This window comes from Paenibacillus sp. CECT 9249 (assembly GCF_918697855.1).
Taxonomy (GTDB): domain Bacteria; phylum Bacillota; class Bacilli; order Paenibacillales; family Paenibacillaceae; genus MSJ-34.
The window spans coordinates 19,178-36,603 of record NZ_CAKKLI010000051.1 but is presented as its reverse complement, the minus strand read 5'-3'; the positions used below and the strand labels follow the sequence as shown (position 1 = coordinate 36,603).

The 17,426-nt window shown below is 51.4% G+C and carries 21 protein-coding genes, 1 tRNA gene and 1 pseudogene; 2 read left to right on the top strand and 21 right to left on the bottom strand.

Annotated elements, in window-relative coordinates:
* Positions 1-770, bottom strand: a pseudogene (locus LQ229_RS23190) (hypothetical protein); the annotation flags it as partial.
* A gap of 429 nt (positions 771-1,199) precedes the next feature.
* Positions 1,200-1,868 (bottom strand): ribonuclease HII, encoded by a 669-nt coding sequence (locus LQ229_RS23185; protein WP_290370069.1) that lies wholly within the window; start codon positions 1,866-1,868, stop codon positions 1,200-1,202.
* Between the two features lie 111 nt (positions 1,869-1,979).
* On the opposite strand from LQ229_RS23185, the gene LQ229_RS23180 reads away from it, so the two are divergent.
* Both LQ229_RS23180 and LQ229_RS23175 read left to right on the top strand, forming a co-directional pair.
* Positions 1,980-3,023: a permease gene (locus LQ229_RS23180; protein ID WP_230193017.1), complete on the top strand. Its 1,044-nt coding sequence runs from the start codon at positions 1,980-1,982 to the stop codon at positions 3,021-3,023.
* Between the two features lie 21 nt (positions 3,024-3,044).
* Positions 3,045-4,058 (top strand): TIGR03943 family protein, encoded by a 1,014-nt coding sequence (locus LQ229_RS23175; RefSeq protein WP_230193016.1) that lies wholly within the window; start codon positions 3,045-3,047, stop codon positions 4,056-4,058.
* A 36-nt stretch (positions 4,059-4,094) separates the two neighbouring features.
* Here the strand turns inward: LQ229_RS23175 and LQ229_RS23170 are convergent, their stop codons facing one another.
* The 19 genes from LQ229_RS23170 to ftsY all read right to left on the bottom strand — a co-directional run bounded on the left by LQ229_RS23170 (position 4,095) and on the right by ftsY (position 17,388).
* Positions 4,095-4,514, bottom strand: a complete 420-nt coding sequence (locus tag LQ229_RS23170) for an Hsp20/alpha crystallin family protein (RefSeq protein ID WP_216537486.1) — start codon at positions 4,512-4,514, stop codon at positions 4,095-4,097.
* A 100-nt stretch (positions 4,515-4,614) separates the two neighbouring features.
* Positions 4,615-5,541 (bottom strand): AEC family transporter, encoded by a 927-nt coding sequence (locus LQ229_RS23165; RefSeq protein ID WP_230193015.1) that lies wholly within the window; start codon positions 5,539-5,541, stop codon positions 4,615-4,617.
* A 174-nt stretch (positions 5,542-5,715) separates the two neighbouring features.
* Positions 5,716-6,591, bottom strand: coding sequence for a ribosome biogenesis GTPase YlqF (gene ylqF / locus LQ229_RS23160; RefSeq protein WP_216537484.1), 876 nt, complete (start codon positions 6,589-6,591; stop codon positions 5,716-5,718).
* A 21-nt stretch (positions 6,592-6,612) separates the two neighbouring features.
* Positions 6,613-7,227, bottom strand: coding sequence for a signal peptidase I (lepB, locus tag LQ229_RS23155; protein WP_216537483.1), 615 nt, complete (start codon positions 7,225-7,227; stop codon positions 6,613-6,615).
* A gap of 95 nt (positions 7,228-7,322) precedes the next feature.
* Positions 7,323-7,664 carry a 50S ribosomal protein L19 gene (gene rplS, locus LQ229_RS23150; protein ID WP_216537482.1) on the bottom strand — a complete coding sequence of 114 codons (342 nt, stop codon included), beginning with the start codon at positions 7,662-7,664 and terminating at the stop codon, positions 7,323-7,325.
* 258 nt (positions 7,665-7,922) lie between these two features.
* Positions 7,923-8,426 carry a GNAT family N-acetyltransferase gene (locus LQ229_RS23145; protein ID WP_230193020.1) on the bottom strand — a complete coding sequence of 168 codons (504 nt, stop codon included), beginning with the start codon at positions 8,424-8,426 and terminating at the stop codon, positions 7,923-7,925.
* A 79-nt stretch (positions 8,427-8,505) separates the two neighbouring features.
* Positions 8,506-8,868, bottom strand: coding sequence for a hypothetical protein (locus tag LQ229_RS23140; RefSeq protein WP_216537480.1), 363 nt, complete (start codon positions 8,866-8,868; stop codon positions 8,506-8,508).
* Between the two features lie 99 nt (positions 8,869-8,967).
* Positions 8,968-9,837 carry a DUF4097 family beta strand repeat-containing protein gene (locus tag LQ229_RS23135; protein ID WP_230193014.1) on the bottom strand — a complete coding sequence of 290 codons (870 nt, stop codon included), beginning with the start codon at positions 9,835-9,837 and terminating at the stop codon, positions 8,968-8,970.
* A 158-nt stretch (positions 9,838-9,995) separates the two neighbouring features.
* Positions 9,996-10,331 carry a WYL domain-containing protein gene (locus tag LQ229_RS23130; RefSeq protein WP_230193013.1) on the bottom strand — a complete coding sequence of 112 codons (336 nt, stop codon included), beginning with the start codon at positions 10,329-10,331 and terminating at the stop codon, positions 9,996-9,998.
* 251 nt (positions 10,332-10,582) lie between these two features.
* Positions 10,583-10,659, bottom strand: a tRNA-Pro gene (locus LQ229_RS23125).
* 148 nt (positions 10,660-10,807) lie between these two features.
* Positions 10,808-11,578 (bottom strand): tRNA (guanosine(37)-N1)-methyltransferase TrmD, encoded by a 771-nt coding sequence (gene trmD / locus LQ229_RS23120; protein WP_216539964.1) that lies wholly within the window; start codon positions 11,576-11,578, stop codon positions 10,808-10,810.
* Positions 11,579-11,580: 2 nt separating this feature from the next.
* The gene (gene rimM / locus LQ229_RS23115) at positions 11,581-12,099 is read right to left on the bottom strand and encodes a ribosome maturation factor RimM (RefSeq protein WP_216539965.1); all 519 of its coding nucleotides are present in this window, start codon (positions 12,097-12,099) and stop codon (positions 11,581-11,583) included.
* A gap of 91 nt (positions 12,100-12,190) precedes the next feature.
* Entirely contained in the window at positions 12,191-12,421 is a 231-nt protein-coding gene (locus LQ229_RS23110) for a KH domain-containing protein (protein WP_216539966.1), read from the bottom strand.
* Positions 12,422-12,444: 23 nt separating this feature from the next.
* A complete protein-coding gene (gene rpsP, locus LQ229_RS23105) occupies positions 12,445-12,717 on the bottom strand; it encodes a 30S ribosomal protein S16 (RefSeq protein ID WP_216539967.1) in 273 nt (90 codons plus the stop codon).
* Between the two features lie 33 nt (positions 12,718-12,750).
* Complete coding sequence (gene ffh, locus LQ229_RS23100) at positions 12,751-14,127, bottom strand: signal recognition particle protein (protein WP_230193012.1); 1,377 nt, start codon at positions 14,125-14,127, stop codon at positions 12,751-12,753.
* A gap of 21 nt (positions 14,128-14,148) precedes the next feature.
* Positions 14,149-14,499 (bottom strand): putative DNA-binding protein, encoded by a 351-nt coding sequence (locus LQ229_RS23095; protein ID WP_216539969.1) that lies wholly within the window; start codon positions 14,497-14,499, stop codon positions 14,149-14,151.
* Positions 14,500-14,690: 191 nt separating this feature from the next.
* Positions 14,691-15,563, bottom strand: coding sequence for a YitT family protein (locus LQ229_RS23090; protein WP_230193011.1), 873 nt, complete (start codon positions 15,561-15,563; stop codon positions 14,691-14,693).
* A 32-nt stretch (positions 15,564-15,595) separates the two neighbouring features.
* Positions 15,596-16,243, bottom strand: a complete 648-nt coding sequence (locus LQ229_RS23085; RefSeq protein WP_216539971.1) for a hemolysin III family protein — start codon at positions 16,241-16,243, stop codon at positions 15,596-15,598.
* Between the two features lie 134 nt (positions 16,244-16,377).
* The gene (gene ftsY / locus LQ229_RS23080) at positions 16,378-17,388 is read right to left on the bottom strand and encodes a signal recognition particle-docking protein FtsY (RefSeq protein ID WP_230193010.1); all 1,011 of its coding nucleotides are present in this window, start codon (positions 17,386-17,388) and stop codon (positions 16,378-16,380) included.
* Positions 17,389-17,426 lie beyond the last annotated feature (38 nt).

Here is a 17,426-nt window from a genome sequence, read left to right as displayed (position 1 = left end):
CCGGCGGCCGTGACGGCCGGCGCGTTCGCGCCCTGGGCCGCACCTGCGCCTGCGGCGAGCGGTGCGGCTTGGCCGCCGCGCGGCGCAGGCGGCGGCGCGGCTTCGCCGGCTTGCGGCGGCACGCTCGCTCCCGGCTGCAGGAGCGCAGCCGTATCGCGGCTGCCGCCGCCGCTGGACGCCGCCGCTTCCGCTAGCGCCGTCTGCAGCGCCGTTAGCAATTGATTCAGCGGCTTGCCGAACAACGCCTGATGCAAGGCGCGAACCGTCTCCTGCGTTAGCGGCAGTCCGCGCTTCAACGCCACCGCCGCCGCCTGAAACCATTCTCCGTCCGCGATTCCTTGAGGCTGCTGCGCAGCAATCGGCTTTAGCGCGTCGATATTTTGTTTCGTAAGCGCGATTCCGTTCATTTGCATTTGCTGTACAAGGTCTCTTGCCCATTTTTGGTCCGGTAAGCCGAACGATTTCAACAATTCCGCGAGCGAATGCTCCGCGACCGGAACATAAGGCGACAGTTCCAGCGGTTTCATAACGATCAGCCCGTTCATCGATTCCGGCTGAACTTGCAGCCATGTCGTTTGTCCCGGCGTAAGCGGCGCCTCGATCTTCGCTCTGACCTGAACGCCGTTAATATTCAGCAGCGCTTCCTGTCCGTCGTCCGACACTTGCATGACGACTCCCCGCACGACTTGCCCGGAACGCAGCTCCAGTTGCTTTCCTTCCGCCGCCTTCGTTTCGCCCAGCAAACCGCGCATCATTTGTCCGATATTCACCTGCATCAACTCCTGCAACTTGCAATATAAAACATCAATACATTTCTTTCCTAAGGGAATGAGGAATGGAAGGCGGGGAACCTTTGCTAAAATGGTGAAGGCGAAATCATCCCCCTCCCCAACAGTCTCACCGAATTGAAAACCATTGGATTTTATCCATTGTTTTGTCGCATTTAAGCCGGCTTTACTGCGTTCCATTGGATTTCATCCAACAAAATATGCGTGAAATGATCTTTGAGATCGAAATCGTAAACCATTTGAATGGATACATTCCAATCAAACCGGCAAAACCGACGATTTCATACTTTTTTACTTCATGAAATCCAGTGGGAGCGTCCTTAAGCATGAAGCATAACGCTTTACTGTATTTATCGGCCTTTGCGCAGCAAAAATAAACCTTTGCGGCACGGGCTCCGAGCCCTCATCCTTCTAAAACAGTTCCTGCTGCACGACGAACAAGTTTTTCAGAAAGGATTGCCTGTGCAGCGGGCTGGGGCCGTGAATCAATAACTGCTCGCGGTGAAATTTCGTCGCGTAGCCTTTATGTATGGCGATTCCGTATTCCGGATACATCGCATCCCATTGATCGGTGCAAAGCCTGTCCCGCGTCACCTTCGCCACGATGGAAGCGGCAGCGATCGATTGCGAGCGGGCGTCGCCTTTAATGATCGGCATTTGCGGTATGTCGCTATCGATCTTCTCCGCATCCACCAGCAAGTAATCCGGCGCAACTTCAAGCCCTTGCACCGCGTATTTCATCGCCAACCGCGCGGCTTGTTTAATATTGATGCGGTCAATCGTCGCCGCGTCGACACGCGCGACGGAGAAGGCCGCCGCCCGTTCAATAATAATATCGTAGAGCGCTTCTCGTTTTTTATCTGTCAATTTTTTCGAATCGTCGATGCCTTCGATCTCCAAGCCGGGCGGCAAAATGACGGCCGCGGCCACAACGTCGCCGAACAGGCAGCCTCTGCCTACTTCGTCGATCCCGGCAATGTGCGCATATCCTTCTTCCCGACACTGCCGTTCGAATTGCAACATATCGTTGTCGTTCACTGCTTTCACCTCTCTACTATTGTAAGTCCTTCCGCCAACGATGAAAACAAAAAATTCGCTGGAAAAATAAAACGTAATTTTTACGAATAAGTTGACATGTTGTCCATTCTATTTCTATATTATAGAGTATTAGACTAATTTCAGGAGGTACCCGTGCTTATTCGAACGATCAGCAATCGCGCACTGTTTATGCTTATATGGATCGCCGCCTTTTTCACCGTTATTGTATTGAATTGGGATGCGGTCGGCCGTCCCGCGGCGGAGAGCGCCCATGTGCAATCGTTTAAGGTAATGTTCATCAGCATTTTGCTGGAAGCTTTGCCGTTCGTGCTGCTAGGCGTATTCATCTCCTCTTTGCTGCATATCTTCGTTTCCGAACGGACGATTAGCCGGTTTATCCCCAAACATCCGCTGCCGGGCATTGTGTTCGCATGCTTGCTTGGGATCGTCTTTCCGATATGCGAGTGCGGAATGATTCCCGTCGTCCGCCGCCTGTTGCGCAAAGGCATGCCGCTTTATATGGCCACGGTGTTCGTCTTGGCGGGTCCGATTATCAATCCGATCGTATACGCCTCGACGTTCATGGCTTTCCGTTCGCAGCCCGAAATGGCGTACTCCCGCATGGGACTTGCCTTTGTCGTCGCCGCATTTATCGGGCTGTTCATACATAAATTCGTCCGCAAGAGCGATCTCGCCATCCGCGGGGCGCAGGCCAACGGGCTTGACCGCGGAGCAATCTCCCACGCGCATGCCTCCTGCGGCAATCACGGCCATGAACATAAGCATGACCGCAGCTTAAGCTCCGTCCTGCGGCACGCTTCGGACGAATTTTTCGAGATGGGCAAGTACTTGATTCTGGGAGCGCTCATAACCGCGGCCATTCAAACGTTTATGGCGAGAGAAAGCATCCTGGCGATCGGGCAAGGAGAATGGAGCTCGCAATTTTTTATGATGGGCTTCGCTTATCTATTATCGATATGCTCCACATCGGACGCTTTCGTCGCCTCTTCGTTCGCTTCGATGTTCACCGGCGGATCCATCCTGACGTTTCTTGTCTTTGGCGCGATGCTCGATTTCAAGGGCACGTTGATGCTTCTGTCCGTTTTCAAAAAAAAGTACGTACTGTTGATCGCCGCCCTGTTGATCGTCAGCGTACCGCTCGGCTCCGTTTTGTTTCAATATGTATTATTACAGTAATCGCCGAAGGGGGCTTTCAGAATGGAATCTATGAAAAAGGCAGGCTTCCATCAAATATTGCGCGCCTTCATATTGGGAGGATTCGCGGCTTATATCGTCTATCTGGTGCGAAACGACGCGCTGATTTATTACATAGCGCCCCGTATGCAGCTATATGTAAAGCTGTCCGCCATGGCCCTCTACGTTATCGCGGCATACCAGCTATATTCGGGCATTCGAGCCTTATTCGAGCAACATGATCGATCATGCGGCTGTGGGCATAACGAGCCGCCGCCGTCTTCGCCGATGAAAACGACAGTACTCTACTCCCTGTTTCTATTTCCCCTTCTGCTTGGCTTTGCGCTGCCCGACGCGCTGTTGGACAGTACGCTGGCGAACAAGAGGGGGGTCAATTTAAGCAAAGGCGAGATGCAGCGAAGCGGGCAAAGTATCGTCCAAACGAATTCGCTCTCCGAACGCATGCGGCAGCAAGAAACGCTAACGATCGAAGAACCTGCGAAACCGAACGGCACTAGCAGCTTGGGGGTGCAAGACTCTATGTCATCTTCCCCGCTTGCAGACGGCGCCGCATGGGACGAGAAACTGAAGGAAATGTTCGTCGCCGACGAATTTTACGAAGATTTCGCGAAGCTGGGAATGAAGCTGTACAAGCAAGACAACATATCCGTTCCGGAAGAAGGCTTCATTGAGACGATTACGGCAATCGACATTTTCAAAGATTTGTTTGTAGGAAAAACAGCGGAGTTAAGCGGCTTCGTCTACCGCGACGAATCGATGAAGCGAAACCAGTTTGCCGTAACCCGGTTTGAGGTGCAATGCTGCTCGGCCGACGCTTCCGCCTTCGGCATCATGGTCGAATTGGACGAAGCGCCCAAATATAAAACCGACGATTGGGTAAAAGTAACGGGCATTATCGGCAAATCGAAATACGAGGATAACGATATCGTGAAATTGGACGCGACGAAGATCGAGCCGATTCCAGCGCCCGCATCCCCGTACGTGTATCCCGACTACCAGTTTCTGTTCAAACCTTAACCGTCCGGCATTGGCATGCGCCCGGCTTGCCGGGCGTCATTTTCGTTTCGGAATATAAAGCTGCAGCGCGCCGTCTACGCTCCGCTTCGCCAATTTGCCGGGATCCGCATCAGGGGGCAGGGGAAACGTATGATGATAAGATTGCTGCGAATACGACATGGCGTAAGCGCCGGCATTCTTCCGCTCGATCCGATTCGATTGGTTGTTTCGGAACGTAAGCATCCGCTCGTCTCTTTCGATCACGATGTCTTTCGGATCGATCCCGGGCAACCGCAGTTCTAATAAATACGCCTTTTCGTTCTCCTCCACATGCAAACGCGGGGAGAAACGCTGCAATTCGCGGATAAACGAATCGAATCTTCGCATAAATTGCTGCAACGCCCCGGTCATTTCTCGATTAAGATGCAAGAAATCCGTCAATTCATCGCGGCCGGAACGGCGAACCAATTTTCCCATGGCGATCTTCCTTTCTTCAAGCGTCTTATGATTATCGTATTCGCCATCGGCCTCGTTGTTCTCACGGCCGTAGAACTTTTTGCAAGAGCGGTCCGTTCTTTTACATTTGCAACAAATAAATAACGACCGTTACCGTCACAATGCTCAATATCGTCGAAACAAACACCGATTGAGAGGCGAATTGTTCTTCGTTATCGAATTCGACGGCCAGAAGCGCGCTGCTGAGCGACGTCGGAACCGCCGAAGAGACGATCAGCGCAGCGGCCATCATCCGATCCAATCCCATAAGCCAGACGATCAACGCGGCAAGCAAAGGCCCGACAACGAGCCGTAAGGCGGAAGAGATGCCGACATCCCCAGCGAGCTTGCGGTCCAAACGCCATTCCATATTGCCCAGTTGAACGCCAAGCGTCGTTAGCGCCATGCCGATAAAAGCGCTGGATAAATAATCGATCGGCGTATAGAGAAACTGCGGAATCGGAACATGGAAACCGCGCAGCGCAAAGGCAAGCGGAATGACATACAAGATCGGCATGGACGCGATCGTACGCAATATCCGTCTTGTATCCGCCTTGTGAGCGTTGACCGTATAAACTCCATAAGTGTTCGGTATGAGCGACTGCATCATCATAATAATGACTTGAATCCCGAGCGTGTACGGATTGCCTCCGAAAGCAAGCTGATTCAGCGGAATGCCGTAATTGGCGCTATTATAGAACAAGACGCTGTTGCGCATCGCGCCTTTCATCCCTTGCTTGTAGCCTTTCAGCCTGATCACCAATTCCACGCATAGATATTGCGCCGCCATAAACAGCAGGAAAAAGAAAAGAACTTGTCCGATCAATTGCGCCGATATCGCCGTACTGTACAATAAATCGAAAATAATGGCCGGGGAAAATAAATAGAAATTCAGTTTCGACAATGTTTTGATATCCAACGAGAAAACGCGCTGCAGCACTATTCCAATCGCAACCATCACACTCATCGGCAGCACGTTCGTTAACAAAATATGAAAAAATATCGCCATCTCGCATCTGCTCTTTCTATCGACTTTTCTATTAACTCTACTAGCGGCTTTCCGTTCATAGGGAATGAACAGCCTCGATTCTACCGTTTTCTTCCGCAGAATGCGATACGCATGCAAAAGAAAGCCAGCAAAAAACGCCCCATCCTAGGGAGCGTTTCACGTTTCGGATCATATTTACAGCATAAACGATAAAGGCACTTCCAGCGAGATGCGCCCTAATTTACCCGCACGCAACTCGCGCAAAAAAAGGCTCGACGCCTTCTCCAGATCGACCCTGCCGCCGCCCATCAAACAGCCGCGCTTGCGGCCGATCGCTTCCATGATCGCTACGATTTCGTCAGGCTCGTCCGGATGCTCCGGCTTCTGAGCAAGGGAGAAACGCTCCTGCAGCGCCGGCCAATAATATTCCGACATATACCGGATCGCGAAAAAAGCGATATCTTCGATATTCAATATTTCTTCCCTGATTGCACCCGTAACGGCCAAACGATAGCCGACCGTTTGATCGTCGAACTTCGGCCATAATATTCCCGGGGTGTCGAGCAATTCCATCTCCGTGCCGACTTTAATCCATTGCTGTCCTTTCGTGACGCCCGGCCGATCGCCGGTCGCAGCGATGTTCTTCCCGGCCAGTCGGTTGATAAGCGTCGATTTGCCGACGTTCGGGATGCCAACGATTAAGGCGCGAATCGCCCTCGGATTGATGCCTTTGGCAATTTGCTTCTCAATTTTATCCTGCAACAGCCGCTTCGCGTGTCCCGGAATTTCCTGCACTTTCGTCCCGCTCGAGGCATCAACCGGAAGGGCGGTTATTCCTTCGTTTTTGAAATAAGCAATCCATTGGTCCGTCGCCTCCGGATCCGCCAGATCCGCTTTGTTCAGCACAATCAAGCGCGGTTTGCCTTGCAAAATTTCATCGATCATCGGATTGCGGCTGGACAGCGGAAGACGGGCGTCCAACAGTTCGATGACGACATCGATCAGCTTGAGCTTTTCCTGGATTTGCCTCCGCGCTTTCGTCATATGTCCGGGAAACCATTGGATCGTCACTTTTGTTCACCTCGCCCGACATTAATGTTTCACGATCGTTACTTTCTGAATCGGCCAGAAAATCAAATCCGCGCGGCCGACAACTTCCTTAATGTCCACATAGCCGATCGAGCGGCTGTCTTTACTGTTCGAACGATTATCCCCCATCACGAATATTTTGCCTTCCGGCACCGTGCCGTCAGGCACTTCTCCGTTCGGGAAATTGAGATACGAGTTGTATAAGCGTCCTTCCTGATTGCTTTGTTCGATTGCATCTTGAATATAGTATTCGTTTACTTTTTCACCGTTGACATAGACGTCGTCGCCCTCCACCTTCACCGTATCGCCCGGCAAGCCGATCACCCGTTTAATGAAATCTCTGCCCTCGTCAGGCACATGGAACACGACGACCTCTCCTCGTTGCGGCATGCGGAAATCGTAAAGCAGTTTATTTACGATCAGCCTCTCGCCTGTTTCGAAATTGGGCTCCATAGATGGGCCGTCCACAATAAACGGCGCAAACACGAACCAACGAATGACAACGACCAAAACGACAGCAATCCCGATGGCTTTGGCCCATTCTATCAATTCGTTTTTCACTTTATTATCCGGTTTGGAAGTTTGTTCCGATTGATCGATTGATTGCTCTTGGTCCATCGCCTGTTTGACCCCTTCCTATAACTTGCGTTACAAGCCGATATTTCATACAAAATGCGAAAGGGGCTTGCATCACAAGCCCCTCTAGTCGCCAATTAACGGATTTCTTTAATTCTAGCTGCTTTACCGCGAAGACTGCGAAGATAATAAAGCTTCGCACGACGCACTTTACCACGGCGAGCCACTTCGATTTTATCGATTTTCGGGGAATGCAGCGGGAATGTTCTTTCCACGCCTACGCCGTAAGAAATTTTACGAACCGTAAAAGTCTCACTAATTCCGCCGCCACGACGTTTAATCACAACACCTTCGAAAAGCTGGATACGCTCGCGCGAACCCTCGATAACTTTTACATATACTTTCAAAGTATCGCCGGGACGAAAGCTTGGAATATCTTTACGAAGTTGTTCTTGTGTAATCGCTTGAACGATATTCATCTAGGACTCCCTCCTTCCACTCAGGTGTTCATGTCGTCTCAGGGAGCGCCAATTGCTCCGCCTCATCGTCCGCAGAGGACCACCGAATTCACCACAACAGATAAAATTTTAACACAAGAAATGTTGAAAAACAAGCATGGAAATAGGGTTTTTGCAAAGCCAAACCCGGAAAATCATAATCCGGGACGTCAAGCCGGTTCAAGACCGTAACGACCGGATCATATGCGGAATGCGAGCGTTGACCGCGGCGTAATCGGATTACGAAGAAGATTCGGGCAAGATCAGCTCATAGAACATGACATCCTGCCATTTGTTGAATTTCCAGCCTACCTCATGAAAGGTGCCGATATATGAGAACCCGAATTTTTCATGGAGCTTGATGCTTGCGTCGTTGCCGGCGGTAATGCCGGAAATGACGATATGATACTGCAGTTCCTTGGCCCGTTTCAAAATTTCTTCCATTAATATTTTGCCGATGCCCCGGCCCCAAAACTTCGGATCGATGTAGACGGAAATTTCCACCGTTTTGGCGTAAGCGGCCTTCTGCCGGAACGGCGACAAGCTGCTGTATCCGACGACGACCCCGTCGACGACCGCGACGATAAGCGGATACGGTCCGCCGTAATGGGAAAACCACTCCCTCCGCTCTTCCAGCGTCCACTCTTCCAAATCGAATGTGGCCGCGGACGTACGTACGGCATGATTGTATATCATTAATAAATTCGGCAAATCTTCGATAACGGCTTCTCTTATGTGTACCATCTGCATCACCAATGATTATACGGCCGAAGCCGAAGCAACCGTTCTTTTTCTCATGATGTTTTCCTCCGCTGTCGTTGCTTTACTTTATTTTTCTATTAATCTCGTGCAAAAGTTTGATCACTTCCGCAAAGCCGATAAAGAGCATTCCCGTAATGAACGAACCGCACCACCAATACAACGAAACGATCAGTTGAAACTCATAGCTCAGCTGTCCCGCCACGAATCCGATGACGATTCCGACGATGATAACGGCGATTCCAATGATTCGGACGATGATGCCGATCATATTGCTGCCTTCCGATTCATCTTGGACGACGACGTCGGCATGTCCCTCTTCCCTGCGTTTGCGGGCTTCTTCCTCGGCGGAAGATCGAATGATAAAACGCTGTTCTTTACGGGTAAAATGGTCGTCTTTATCATTATACCTCACTATAAAACCCAACCCAACCCCTCCTGATAGCGAATATTTGCCATGCAATAGATATCAGAAATGTACCATATTACGAGGTAAAGTTCTACTATTTCATGTCCTTGCCCGCTTCTATTCGCTTTCCAGATGATTGACTTCGATCGGCCCGATTGACGTGTCAACCTGGATCTTCGCTCCGCCCGAACCTTTCTGCCCGACGACCGATGTTCTCGAGTTTTCTTTATAATCCAAGGCGAAATTGGTGTTGATTTTCCCGATTTCGCTGGAGAGAGCCAAGCCGACATTCTCGGGTTGCCGCTCCGTCGAAATCGTTACAGCTCCGATCTCCGAGCTTGCGGTGATGTTATGCTCTACGTTCTTGACTTCGATCTGAACGGTGCCGGTTTGGTTCGTAACGTCCATAACGCCGTTCACATTATGTACTGCGATCGAGCCTACCGAGTTATGGATTGCCGCTTGTCCGGTATCGGCATCGGCAACCTCGATAGCGCCTACTTCACTCTTTACCGCAAGCTGCTCCGCGCCCAGCCCGCTATATTCGATTTTGCCGATTTCGGTATTCACGTCGATCCGTTCGTATCGACCGGAAGGCAATTGAATATGCAGTTCGGCTTTCCACACTTTAATCAGGTCTAGAAGTTCGGGAATACTATCTCGGTTGTTTTTCCCTTGGACGACCACCTCCAACCGATCTCCCGTTTCTTTATAATAGACGTTGAAATGTTCGGCAAATTCCTTAGGCGCGGAACTTTGCATCGTAAGATGCGCGAACCGGTCGGAAGACGGCTCGATCCGAACGGCCGGCACGTCGCTCTTGACGCTCACGCTCCGGAATTTGGCATCGACTTGCATTTCTTTGTTCACTTGCAGCGTTTGGTCGGCCTGCTTGCTTGCGACGACGTCCTGCTTTGCCGAACATCCGGCGAAAATAAGGCTTACCGCCAATATAGCCGAACAAATGATAACGTTTTTTCTCATCATTTCATAAGTCCCCCCGTATGCTGTTCTTTTGAATTATCGAAGACGAATCCATCCTGTACTTAGTATATCAATGTCATACGATAATCCAACGGACCTATGCAATAAATTGCACTGGACTTAAGTCTAGCGGAACTTACCGGTACATGCCCGCCACCGCCTTATCTCCATCGCAGATGCTTCGGTTCGATAACGTTGATCTGATCGGCAAAACCTAATATAAATCCTTTCGCCTCGTCCTCCCATTCGAAATAAAGCTCGACAAGAATCCAGTCTTCCCGGCTCTTCGCCCCGATTTCCGCAATTTCCACATATCGGTCGGTCCACTTCAAACTTGGCAAAATCGCCGGACGAACTTCCGCCCGCACTTCGAATGTCGGCAAATTTCCGATAAAAGCATCCGTAGAGGAAATCCAATACTGAGCCAGATTTGAAACTTTCCGGCCGTTCAACGTTTCGTTCGCGGGACTGGCGCGGCGAACCGTCCGCCCGTTCATATTCGATTTTTAATCAACGCCACTGCAAGATCAGGCCGCAAATCGCGATTTGTATATGAAATTTCGAACAAAAATATGCGAGGACTTAACGAGCTTTGAAGGCTTTAAATTGTTTAGAACACGCCAGCAACTGGGCTGCATGATCTTTTAAGCATAAAAAAACCGCAACCCCTTTTATATTCATAGAGTGCGGCCCGTTCCCTAGCAGGGATATGTACCTTGTTTAAACATTGCATGAAAATGAATGAATCTGGTCGGAGTAACAGGATTTGAACCTGCGACCTCACCCACCCCAAGGGTGCGCGCTACCAGACTGCGCCATACCCCGACACTATATTCAATATTATAGTACATTTCGGGAGATTGTCAAAAAAGTTTTTTCCTGAATAGGCAACGTTTTACTGTAAAAGAGCACCGGGGCGAGGCGTACGATGACAGCATGCCTCTTCGTCAATCGCAATGCCAAAGAAGCGGCGTCATCGCCGCTCGCCGCCTTCCCGGATTTCCCGCAGCCACGCCTGCTCTTGCGGCGTCAGCTCCATGCGTTCGAGCAGATCGGGGCGGCGCTGCCATGTGCGGCGAAGCGATTCCCGCCGGCGCCACTCGGCCACATTGGCGTGATGGCCCGAGAGCAGCACATCGGGCACCGTCCAACCGCGGAAATCGGCCGGGCGCGTATAATGCGGATATTCAAGCAGCCCCGTGCTGAACGAATCGGTAACCGCGGACGTTTCGTTGCCAAGTACGCCCGGCAGCAAGCGAACGACGCTGTCTATGACGACCATCGCCGGCAATTCCCCGCCGGTGAGCACGTAGTCGCCGATGGACAGCTCATCCGTGACCAGATGCTCGCGTATACGTTCGTCGTATCCTTCGTAATGGCCGCATATAAAGATCAAATGGCGTTCCCGCGCAAGTTCTTCCGCTTTCGCTTGCGTAAACGATTCTCCTTGCGGGCACATGAGAATGACGCGCGGACGCGCTGCCGGAACGGCGCCGGACGGTTGATCCGCTTGCGCGCCCAACAAATCCTCGACGGCGGCGAAAATCGGCTCCGGTTTGAGCACCATTCCTCCTCCTCCGCCATACGGATAGTCGTCCACGGTGCTGTGCTTGTTATTCGCATAATCGCGAAAATTGACCGTATTCAGTTGTACGATTTCTTTGTCATGCGCCTTGCCGAGAATGCTCGTCCCGAATACGCCCGCGAACATTTCCGGAAATAGCGTCAGCACATCGATTTTCATCGTTATAGTAAACCCTCCAGCAAATGGACTTTCACCACTTTTTGCTCAACGTCGACGTCGAGCAAAACCTCGTCGATGACCGGCAGCAACACCGGCTTGCCTTGCGGGCGCTCAACCACCCATACATCGTTCGCGCCCGGGCTTAAAATTTCGCTAATGACGCCGAGCTCATCCCCTTCGTCGGTAACGACGCGGCAGCCGATAATTTCGTAGTAATAATACTCGTCTTCCGGCAATTCCACCAAATGCTCCTCGGATACTTTCAGCAGCCAGCCTTTATATTTTTCGACCTCGTTAATATTATGGAATCCTTCAAATTTGACCATGTACATATTTTTATGCAAACGCGCGCCCTCGACGACGACCGGAACCGTCGCCTTCGTCTCCGGATGTTGAAACAGCAGCTTGCTGCCTTTTTGAAAGCGCACTTCCGGGAAGTCCGTTTGCGGTACGATCTTCAATTCGCCGCGAATGCCGTGAGTATTGACGATTTTCCCAACGGTAAACAATGTATGCGACATATTGCCTCCTCAGAATTTGACATCGTAACGACGCCATCAGACTTATCTATGATATGAAAAAGGGCTAGGACATTCATCCTAACCCCGCTTCCTAAGACAAAATATCAACGGTTACCCGTTTATTGATTTTCACAGCTGCCGATGTAACCACGGTGCGAAGCGCTTTGGCGATCCGTCCTTGCTTGCCGATCACTTTCCCGATATCGTCGGGATTGACCGTTAATTCGTACACAATGACATGATCTTTCTCAACGACATTCACATGAACATCTTCCGGATGATCTACTAAAGCTTTTGCAATAACTTTTACTAAATCCTCCATACGAATTCCTCCGCATCAACAGCTTATTTCTGTTGCTTAAGCTCATGGAATTTTTTCATAACGCCAGCTTTGCTAAGCAAGTTACGAACAGTATCGGAAGCTTGAGCGCCCGTTTGCAGCCATTTCAATGCTTTCTCTTCATCGATGTTCACTACGGCCGGCTCTGCAACCGGATTGTAGTAACCGATCTCTTCGATAAACCGTCCGTCGCGCGGAGAACGGGAATCGGAAACGACGACACGATAAAATGGAGCTTTATGAGCGCCAATGCGTTTTAAACGAATGCGTACTGCCACGAAAATCACCTCCCCTATGAGATAAACCATCGATTAACGGAAAGGGAATTTCATCCCTTTGCCGGCTTGCTTTTTCAAATTTTTCATCATTTTATTGTTCTTGCCGCCGCCCATCATGCCGGAAAATTGCTTCATCATGCGGCGCATATCGTCGAACTGCTTGATCAAACGGTTCACGTCGGTTAGCGACGTCCCGCTGCCCGCCGCGATCCGTTTCCGCCGGCTATGGTTGATGATGTCCGGTTGCCGCTTCTCTTCCTTCGTCATGGAACGGACAATCGCTTCGATGCGGCCCATTTGCTTCTCGTCGACTTTCAAATCTTTCAATTGCTTCACTTTGCCCATGCCGGGAATCATATCGAGAATTTGATCGATCGGCCCAAGTTTCTTCACTTGTTCCATCTGCTCGAGGAAATCGTCGAACGTAAACTCCGCGTTGCGCATTTTCCGTTCCATTTCCTTCGCTTTCTCTTCGTCGATATTGGCTTGCGCTTTCTCGATCAGCGAGAGCATATCGCCCATGCCCAAGATGCGCGATGCCATCCGGTCCGGATGAAACGGCTCCAGCGCGTCGATCTTCTCGCCGAGCGCCGCGAATTTAATCGGACAGCCCGTAACCGCTTTGACGGATAAAGCCGCGCCCCCGCGCGTATCGCCGTCCAGCTTCGTCAAGACGACGCCGGTCAGCTCGAGCTGCTGATTGAAGCTTTCCGCAACGTTCACCGCATCCTGCCCCGTCATCGCGTCGACGACGAGCAGCACTTCGTCCGGCTTCACATTCGCGTGGATTTGCTTCAACTCTTCCATCAACTCTTCGTCGATATGCAGCCGGCCCGCCGTATCGATAATGACGTAATCGTGGCCGTTATCCTTCGCATGCTGCAAACCTTGCTTTGCAATTTCGACCGGGCTCGTCTTGTCGCCAAGCGAGAACACCGGCACTTTAATTTGTTCGCCGAGCACCTGCAATTGCTTGATCGCCGCCGGGCGGTAAATGTCGCCGGCTACGAGCAGCGGACGGTGGTTTTGCTTCTGCAGCAATTTCGCGAGCTTGCCGCTTGTCGTCGTTTTCCCGGCGCCTTGCAGACCGGCCATCATAATGACCGTCGGCGGTTTATTCGATTTCGCCAATTTCGCGTTCGTGCCGCCCATCAGCTCCGTCAACTCTTTGTTAACGATGTCGATAATGACCATTCCGGGCGTGAAGCTTTTCATTACTTCTTGACCGACCGCGCGTTCCTTCACCTTCGCAATGAACTCTTTGACGACTTTAAAGTTAACGTCCGCTTCCAACAAAGCGAGCCGCACTTCGCGCATCGCTTCGCCGACATCTTCTTCCGAAACTTTGCCCCTGCCGCGCAATTTGCTGAACACGTTCTGCAGGCGGCTGGTCAAACCTTCAAATGCCATGGCGCTTCACCTCCACTCGTATTAATCGACGTTCCGCAAACCGTCCATCATACGCTTCGTCTCTTCTTTCCGTTCTTCCGGCATATATTTCAACATCGCCTGTAATTGCTCCAAATAATCGAGCCGCTGTTTATGCTTGCGCAGCAGTTGGAGTTTGTCCTCGTAGGCCTCCAACATTTGTTCGGCCCTTTTAATATGCTCGTAAACCGCTTGACGGCTAATGTCAAACTCCGCCGCAATTTCCCCGAGCGAGAAATCGTCGTGAAAATAATACTTTAAGAACGTTTGCTGCTTCTCAGTCAGCAGCGGCTCGTAAAAATCGAACAGCATATTGATGCGGTTCGTTTTGTCGAGCACATTCCCTTCGCTCATTCAGGGCCACTCCCTTCCTGAAAACCTCATATCTGACGCTTTACTCTCGGATGAGCGAACCCGGCGCTTGCAGTCAAGGTCAAATACTTGACACATGCGCCGACAATTATCATACCGAAATCCGAAACCAATGTCAAGTGATTTACCTTAACATTTATTTTCGGCATTCATCACCGTTTTCGTCCGGGCGGCTATTTCCTGTTGACTTCGTTGGGAGCCGCCGTCACCATGCTCTCGGGATCCGCTTTCGCCAAGAGGGATGTAAGCCGCGCTTCCTCGGAGCGTTTAATTGTACATATGAGCAGCGCCCGCTTGTCCCCTTCGGACGCGTTCGGAATTTGGCGCACTTCGATTGCGGCGGCGCGCAGCGCCCGCTCGACCTCTTCCCTTTTCCCGCTGACGATCCACATCGTTTTTGTAAGCGGCAACCCGTACAAACCGACATCGACCATACGGTAAGCGAGATAGTAAGCGACAAGCGAGAACAACGCCTGTTCCCAGCCGAAGACGAATCCCGCGCCGAGCAGAATCAGCAGGTTGCTCCACAACACAATTTCATCTGCCGTAATAAGCTTCCTTCCCCGGTGCAAGTAACGGACGGCCGCTTCCGCCTGATCCACGGAATCGCCTCCGAAGCGGATGATCATGCCCATCCCGAGACCGAACGACGCCCCGCCGCATACCGCGGCCAAGAACGGGTTCGATAAGAGCGCGGGCAACGGATTCAGAAGGTAGGCTCCTAGGCAAACAAACACGAGCGACAGCAGCGAAGCAATCAGCAAGGGACGGCCGACGCGGCGGCGCAGCAGCATAAACGGAAAATTGAACAGAAACAGAAACAAGCTTAATTTCAATTCCGTAAAATGGGTCAGCATAATGGATATGCCTACAAAGCCGCCGGCGATCACTTGATTCGGCACTAAAAACAATTCGAGGCCCGCGGCCACGAGCATACTGCCGATGAGCAAATGGATTAGTTTCCTTAAATCCCAGCGGCGCGCCTCCATTTGGCGGCCGGATGCCCGACTTGATCGTCCGCTGTACTCATGTGGCATGGCCGGCATAGAATCTCCTCCTCAAAACGTTGTTCAAACCGTTATTGAATCGGCAGTACGTAGAGAAACACCGCAAAAAAATGAACGATCGAGCCTGCCAGAACGAATAAATGCCAAACGGCATGATGATGCGGAAACCCGCGCCAGACGTAGAAAATCGTCCCGAGCGTATACAGAACGCCTCCGGCGACAAGCATGTTCACACCGCCCTGCGGCAGCGCGGCGACGAGCGGATTCCATGCGAGCACGATCAGCCAGCCCATCGCAATATAAAAAATCGTGGACATGAACAGAAAACGTTTGACGAAAAACGCCTTGAACACGACCCCGAACAGCGCAATGCCCCAAATGATGCCGAACAAAGTCCAGCCGAGCGTGCCGCGCAAAACGACGAATAAAAAGGGGGTATACGTGCCGGCAATAAACAAATAGATCGAAGCGTGGTCGAATATTTCGAACAAATCTTTCACTTTCCCTTCGGGAAAGCTGTGCAACAACGTGGAAGAAGTATACAACAGCAGCATCGTCACCCCGTAAATGGTAAAGCTGACGATATGCCATACGTTCCCGTACATGCAGGAGTATACGACCAGCAGCACAAGAGCGGCAACGCTGAGCAGCATGCCGATGCCATGCGTAACGGCGTTCGCGATTTCTTCCTTTCTCGTATAAACATGCGTGTTTGCCATAGGAATAACACCTTCAATCCTCGATATAATCGATTGTTTCATTACGTACTTTTATTATATGCTTTTTTGCGCCCAAGGGGAAATGAAGGCTTGGTGAACGCAGAAAACCGGGACGTTCCCGCCCCGGCTCTCGTCTATTCCTTTCTTTCCGCTTCGTTGTCACGAGTTTCCGCATCCTGTATCAGGCCTGCGAACAAAGCATGCACAAACTGCTCGGAGTCGAACTCCTGCAAATCGTCCATCTTTTCCCCAAGTCCGACGAATTTCACCGGCAAGTTCAGTTCCTGCCGGATGGCTACGACGATGCCGCCTTTGGCGGTGCCGTCGAGCTTCGTTAGCACCAGGCCGGTCACGCCGCTTTTCTCGCCGAACAATCTCGCTTGGCTCAGCGCGTTTTGGCCTGTCGTCGCGTCGAGCACCATCAATACTTCATGCGGCGCGCCCGGGATTTCGCGTCCGATGACACGATAAATTTTATTCAGCTCTTCCATCAGGTTGGATTTATTTTGCAGCCGTCCCGCCGTATCGCATAGCAGCACGTCGACGCCGCGCTGCTTCGCCGCATGTACGGCGTCATACATGACGGCCGCAGGATCGGAGCCCGCTTGCTGCTTAATCACTTCAACCCCGACGCGCTGGCCCCACACTTCAAGCTGTTCGATCGCCCCCGCGCGGAAGGTGTCGCCCGCGGCAAGCAGCACTTTTTTGCCCTGCTGCTTGAAACGATGCGCCAATTTGCCGATCGTCGTCGTTTTGCCGACTCCGTTGACGCCAACGAACAAGATGACGGTAATGCCGGCATCGTTCATCGCCAATCCGTTATTGGCATCGCCGCGCAGCAATTCAACCAGCTTCTCGGACAAGATCGGCTGCAACTCGGCCGCTTCTTCGATTTTGCGTTTTTTCACCTCGGCGCGCAAGTCCTCGATCAAGTTCATGACCGTATTCACGCCCACATCGGCTCCGATCAAAATTTCTTCCAGTTCCTCGTAAAATTCCTCGTCGATTTTTTTGCGGCGCGTAATCAAGTCTTGCACTTTGCCGACCAAGGCCGAGCTCGTCTTGGACAAGCCTTCCTTGAATACGTTCGTCACCGCCTCGGTCTTGGCTGCGATGCTTTCTTTTAATTTTTTAAAAAAACTCATATTTTCTTTTCATCCTTCCGCAAACGGCAATAATGAAT

Coding starts and splice junctions, on each gene's coding strand:
- LQ229_RS23175 (WP_230193016.1), top strand. CDS start 3,045: ATGGAATCTATGAAAAAGGCAGGCTTCCATCAAATATTGCGCGCCTTC.
- LQ229_RS23170 (WP_216537486.1), bottom strand. CDS start 4,514: ATGGGAAAATTGGTTCGCCGTTCCGGCCGCGATGAATTGACGGATTTC.
- LQ229_RS23165 (WP_230193015.1), bottom strand. CDS start 5,541: ATGGCGATATTTTTTCATATTTTGTTAACGAACGTGCTGCCGATGAGT.
- lepB (WP_216537483.1), bottom strand. CDS start 7,227: ATGGACCAAGAGCAATCAATCGATCAATCGGAACAAACTTCCAAACCG.
- rplS (WP_216537482.1), bottom strand. CDS start 7,664: ATGAATATCGTTCAAGCGATTACACAAGAACAACTTCGTAAAGATATT.
- LQ229_RS23145 (WP_230193020.1), bottom strand. CDS start 8,426: ATGGTACACATAAGAGAAGCCGTTATCGAAGATTTGCCGAATTTATTA.
- LQ229_RS23135 (WP_230193014.1), bottom strand. CDS start 9,837: ATGATGAGAAAAAACGTTATCATTTGTTCGGCTATATTGGCGGTAAGC.
- LQ229_RS23130 (WP_230193013.1), bottom strand. CDS start 10,331: ATGAACGGGCGGACGGTTCGCCGCGCCAGTCCCGCGAACGAAACGTTG.
- trmD (WP_216539964.1), bottom strand. CDS start 11,578: ATGAAAATCGATGTGCTGACGCTATTTCCGGAAATGTTCGCGGGCGTA.
- rimM (WP_216539965.1), bottom strand. CDS start 12,099: ATGTCGCATACATTGTTTACCGTTGGGAAAATCGTCAATACTCACGGC.
- LQ229_RS23110 (WP_216539966.1), bottom strand. CDS start 12,421: ATGGAGGATTTAGTAAAAGTTATTGCAAAAGCTTTAGTAGATCATCCG.
- ffh (WP_230193012.1), bottom strand. CDS start 14,127: ATGGCATTTGAAGGTTTGACCAGCCGCCTGCAGAACGTGTTCAGCAAA.
- LQ229_RS23095 (WP_216539969.1), bottom strand. CDS start 14,499: ATGAGCGAAGGGAATGTGCTCGACAAAACGAACCGCATCAATATGCTG.
- LQ229_RS23090 (WP_230193011.1), bottom strand. CDS start 15,563: ATGCCGGCCATGCCACATGAGTACAGCGGACGATCAAGTCGGGCATCC.
- LQ229_RS23085 (WP_216539971.1), bottom strand. CDS start 16,243: ATGGCAAACACGCATGTTTATACGAGAAAGGAAGAAATCGCGAACGCC.
- ftsY (WP_230193010.1), bottom strand. CDS start 17,388: ATGAGTTTTTTTAAAAAATTAAAAGAAAGCATCGCAGCCAAGACCGAG.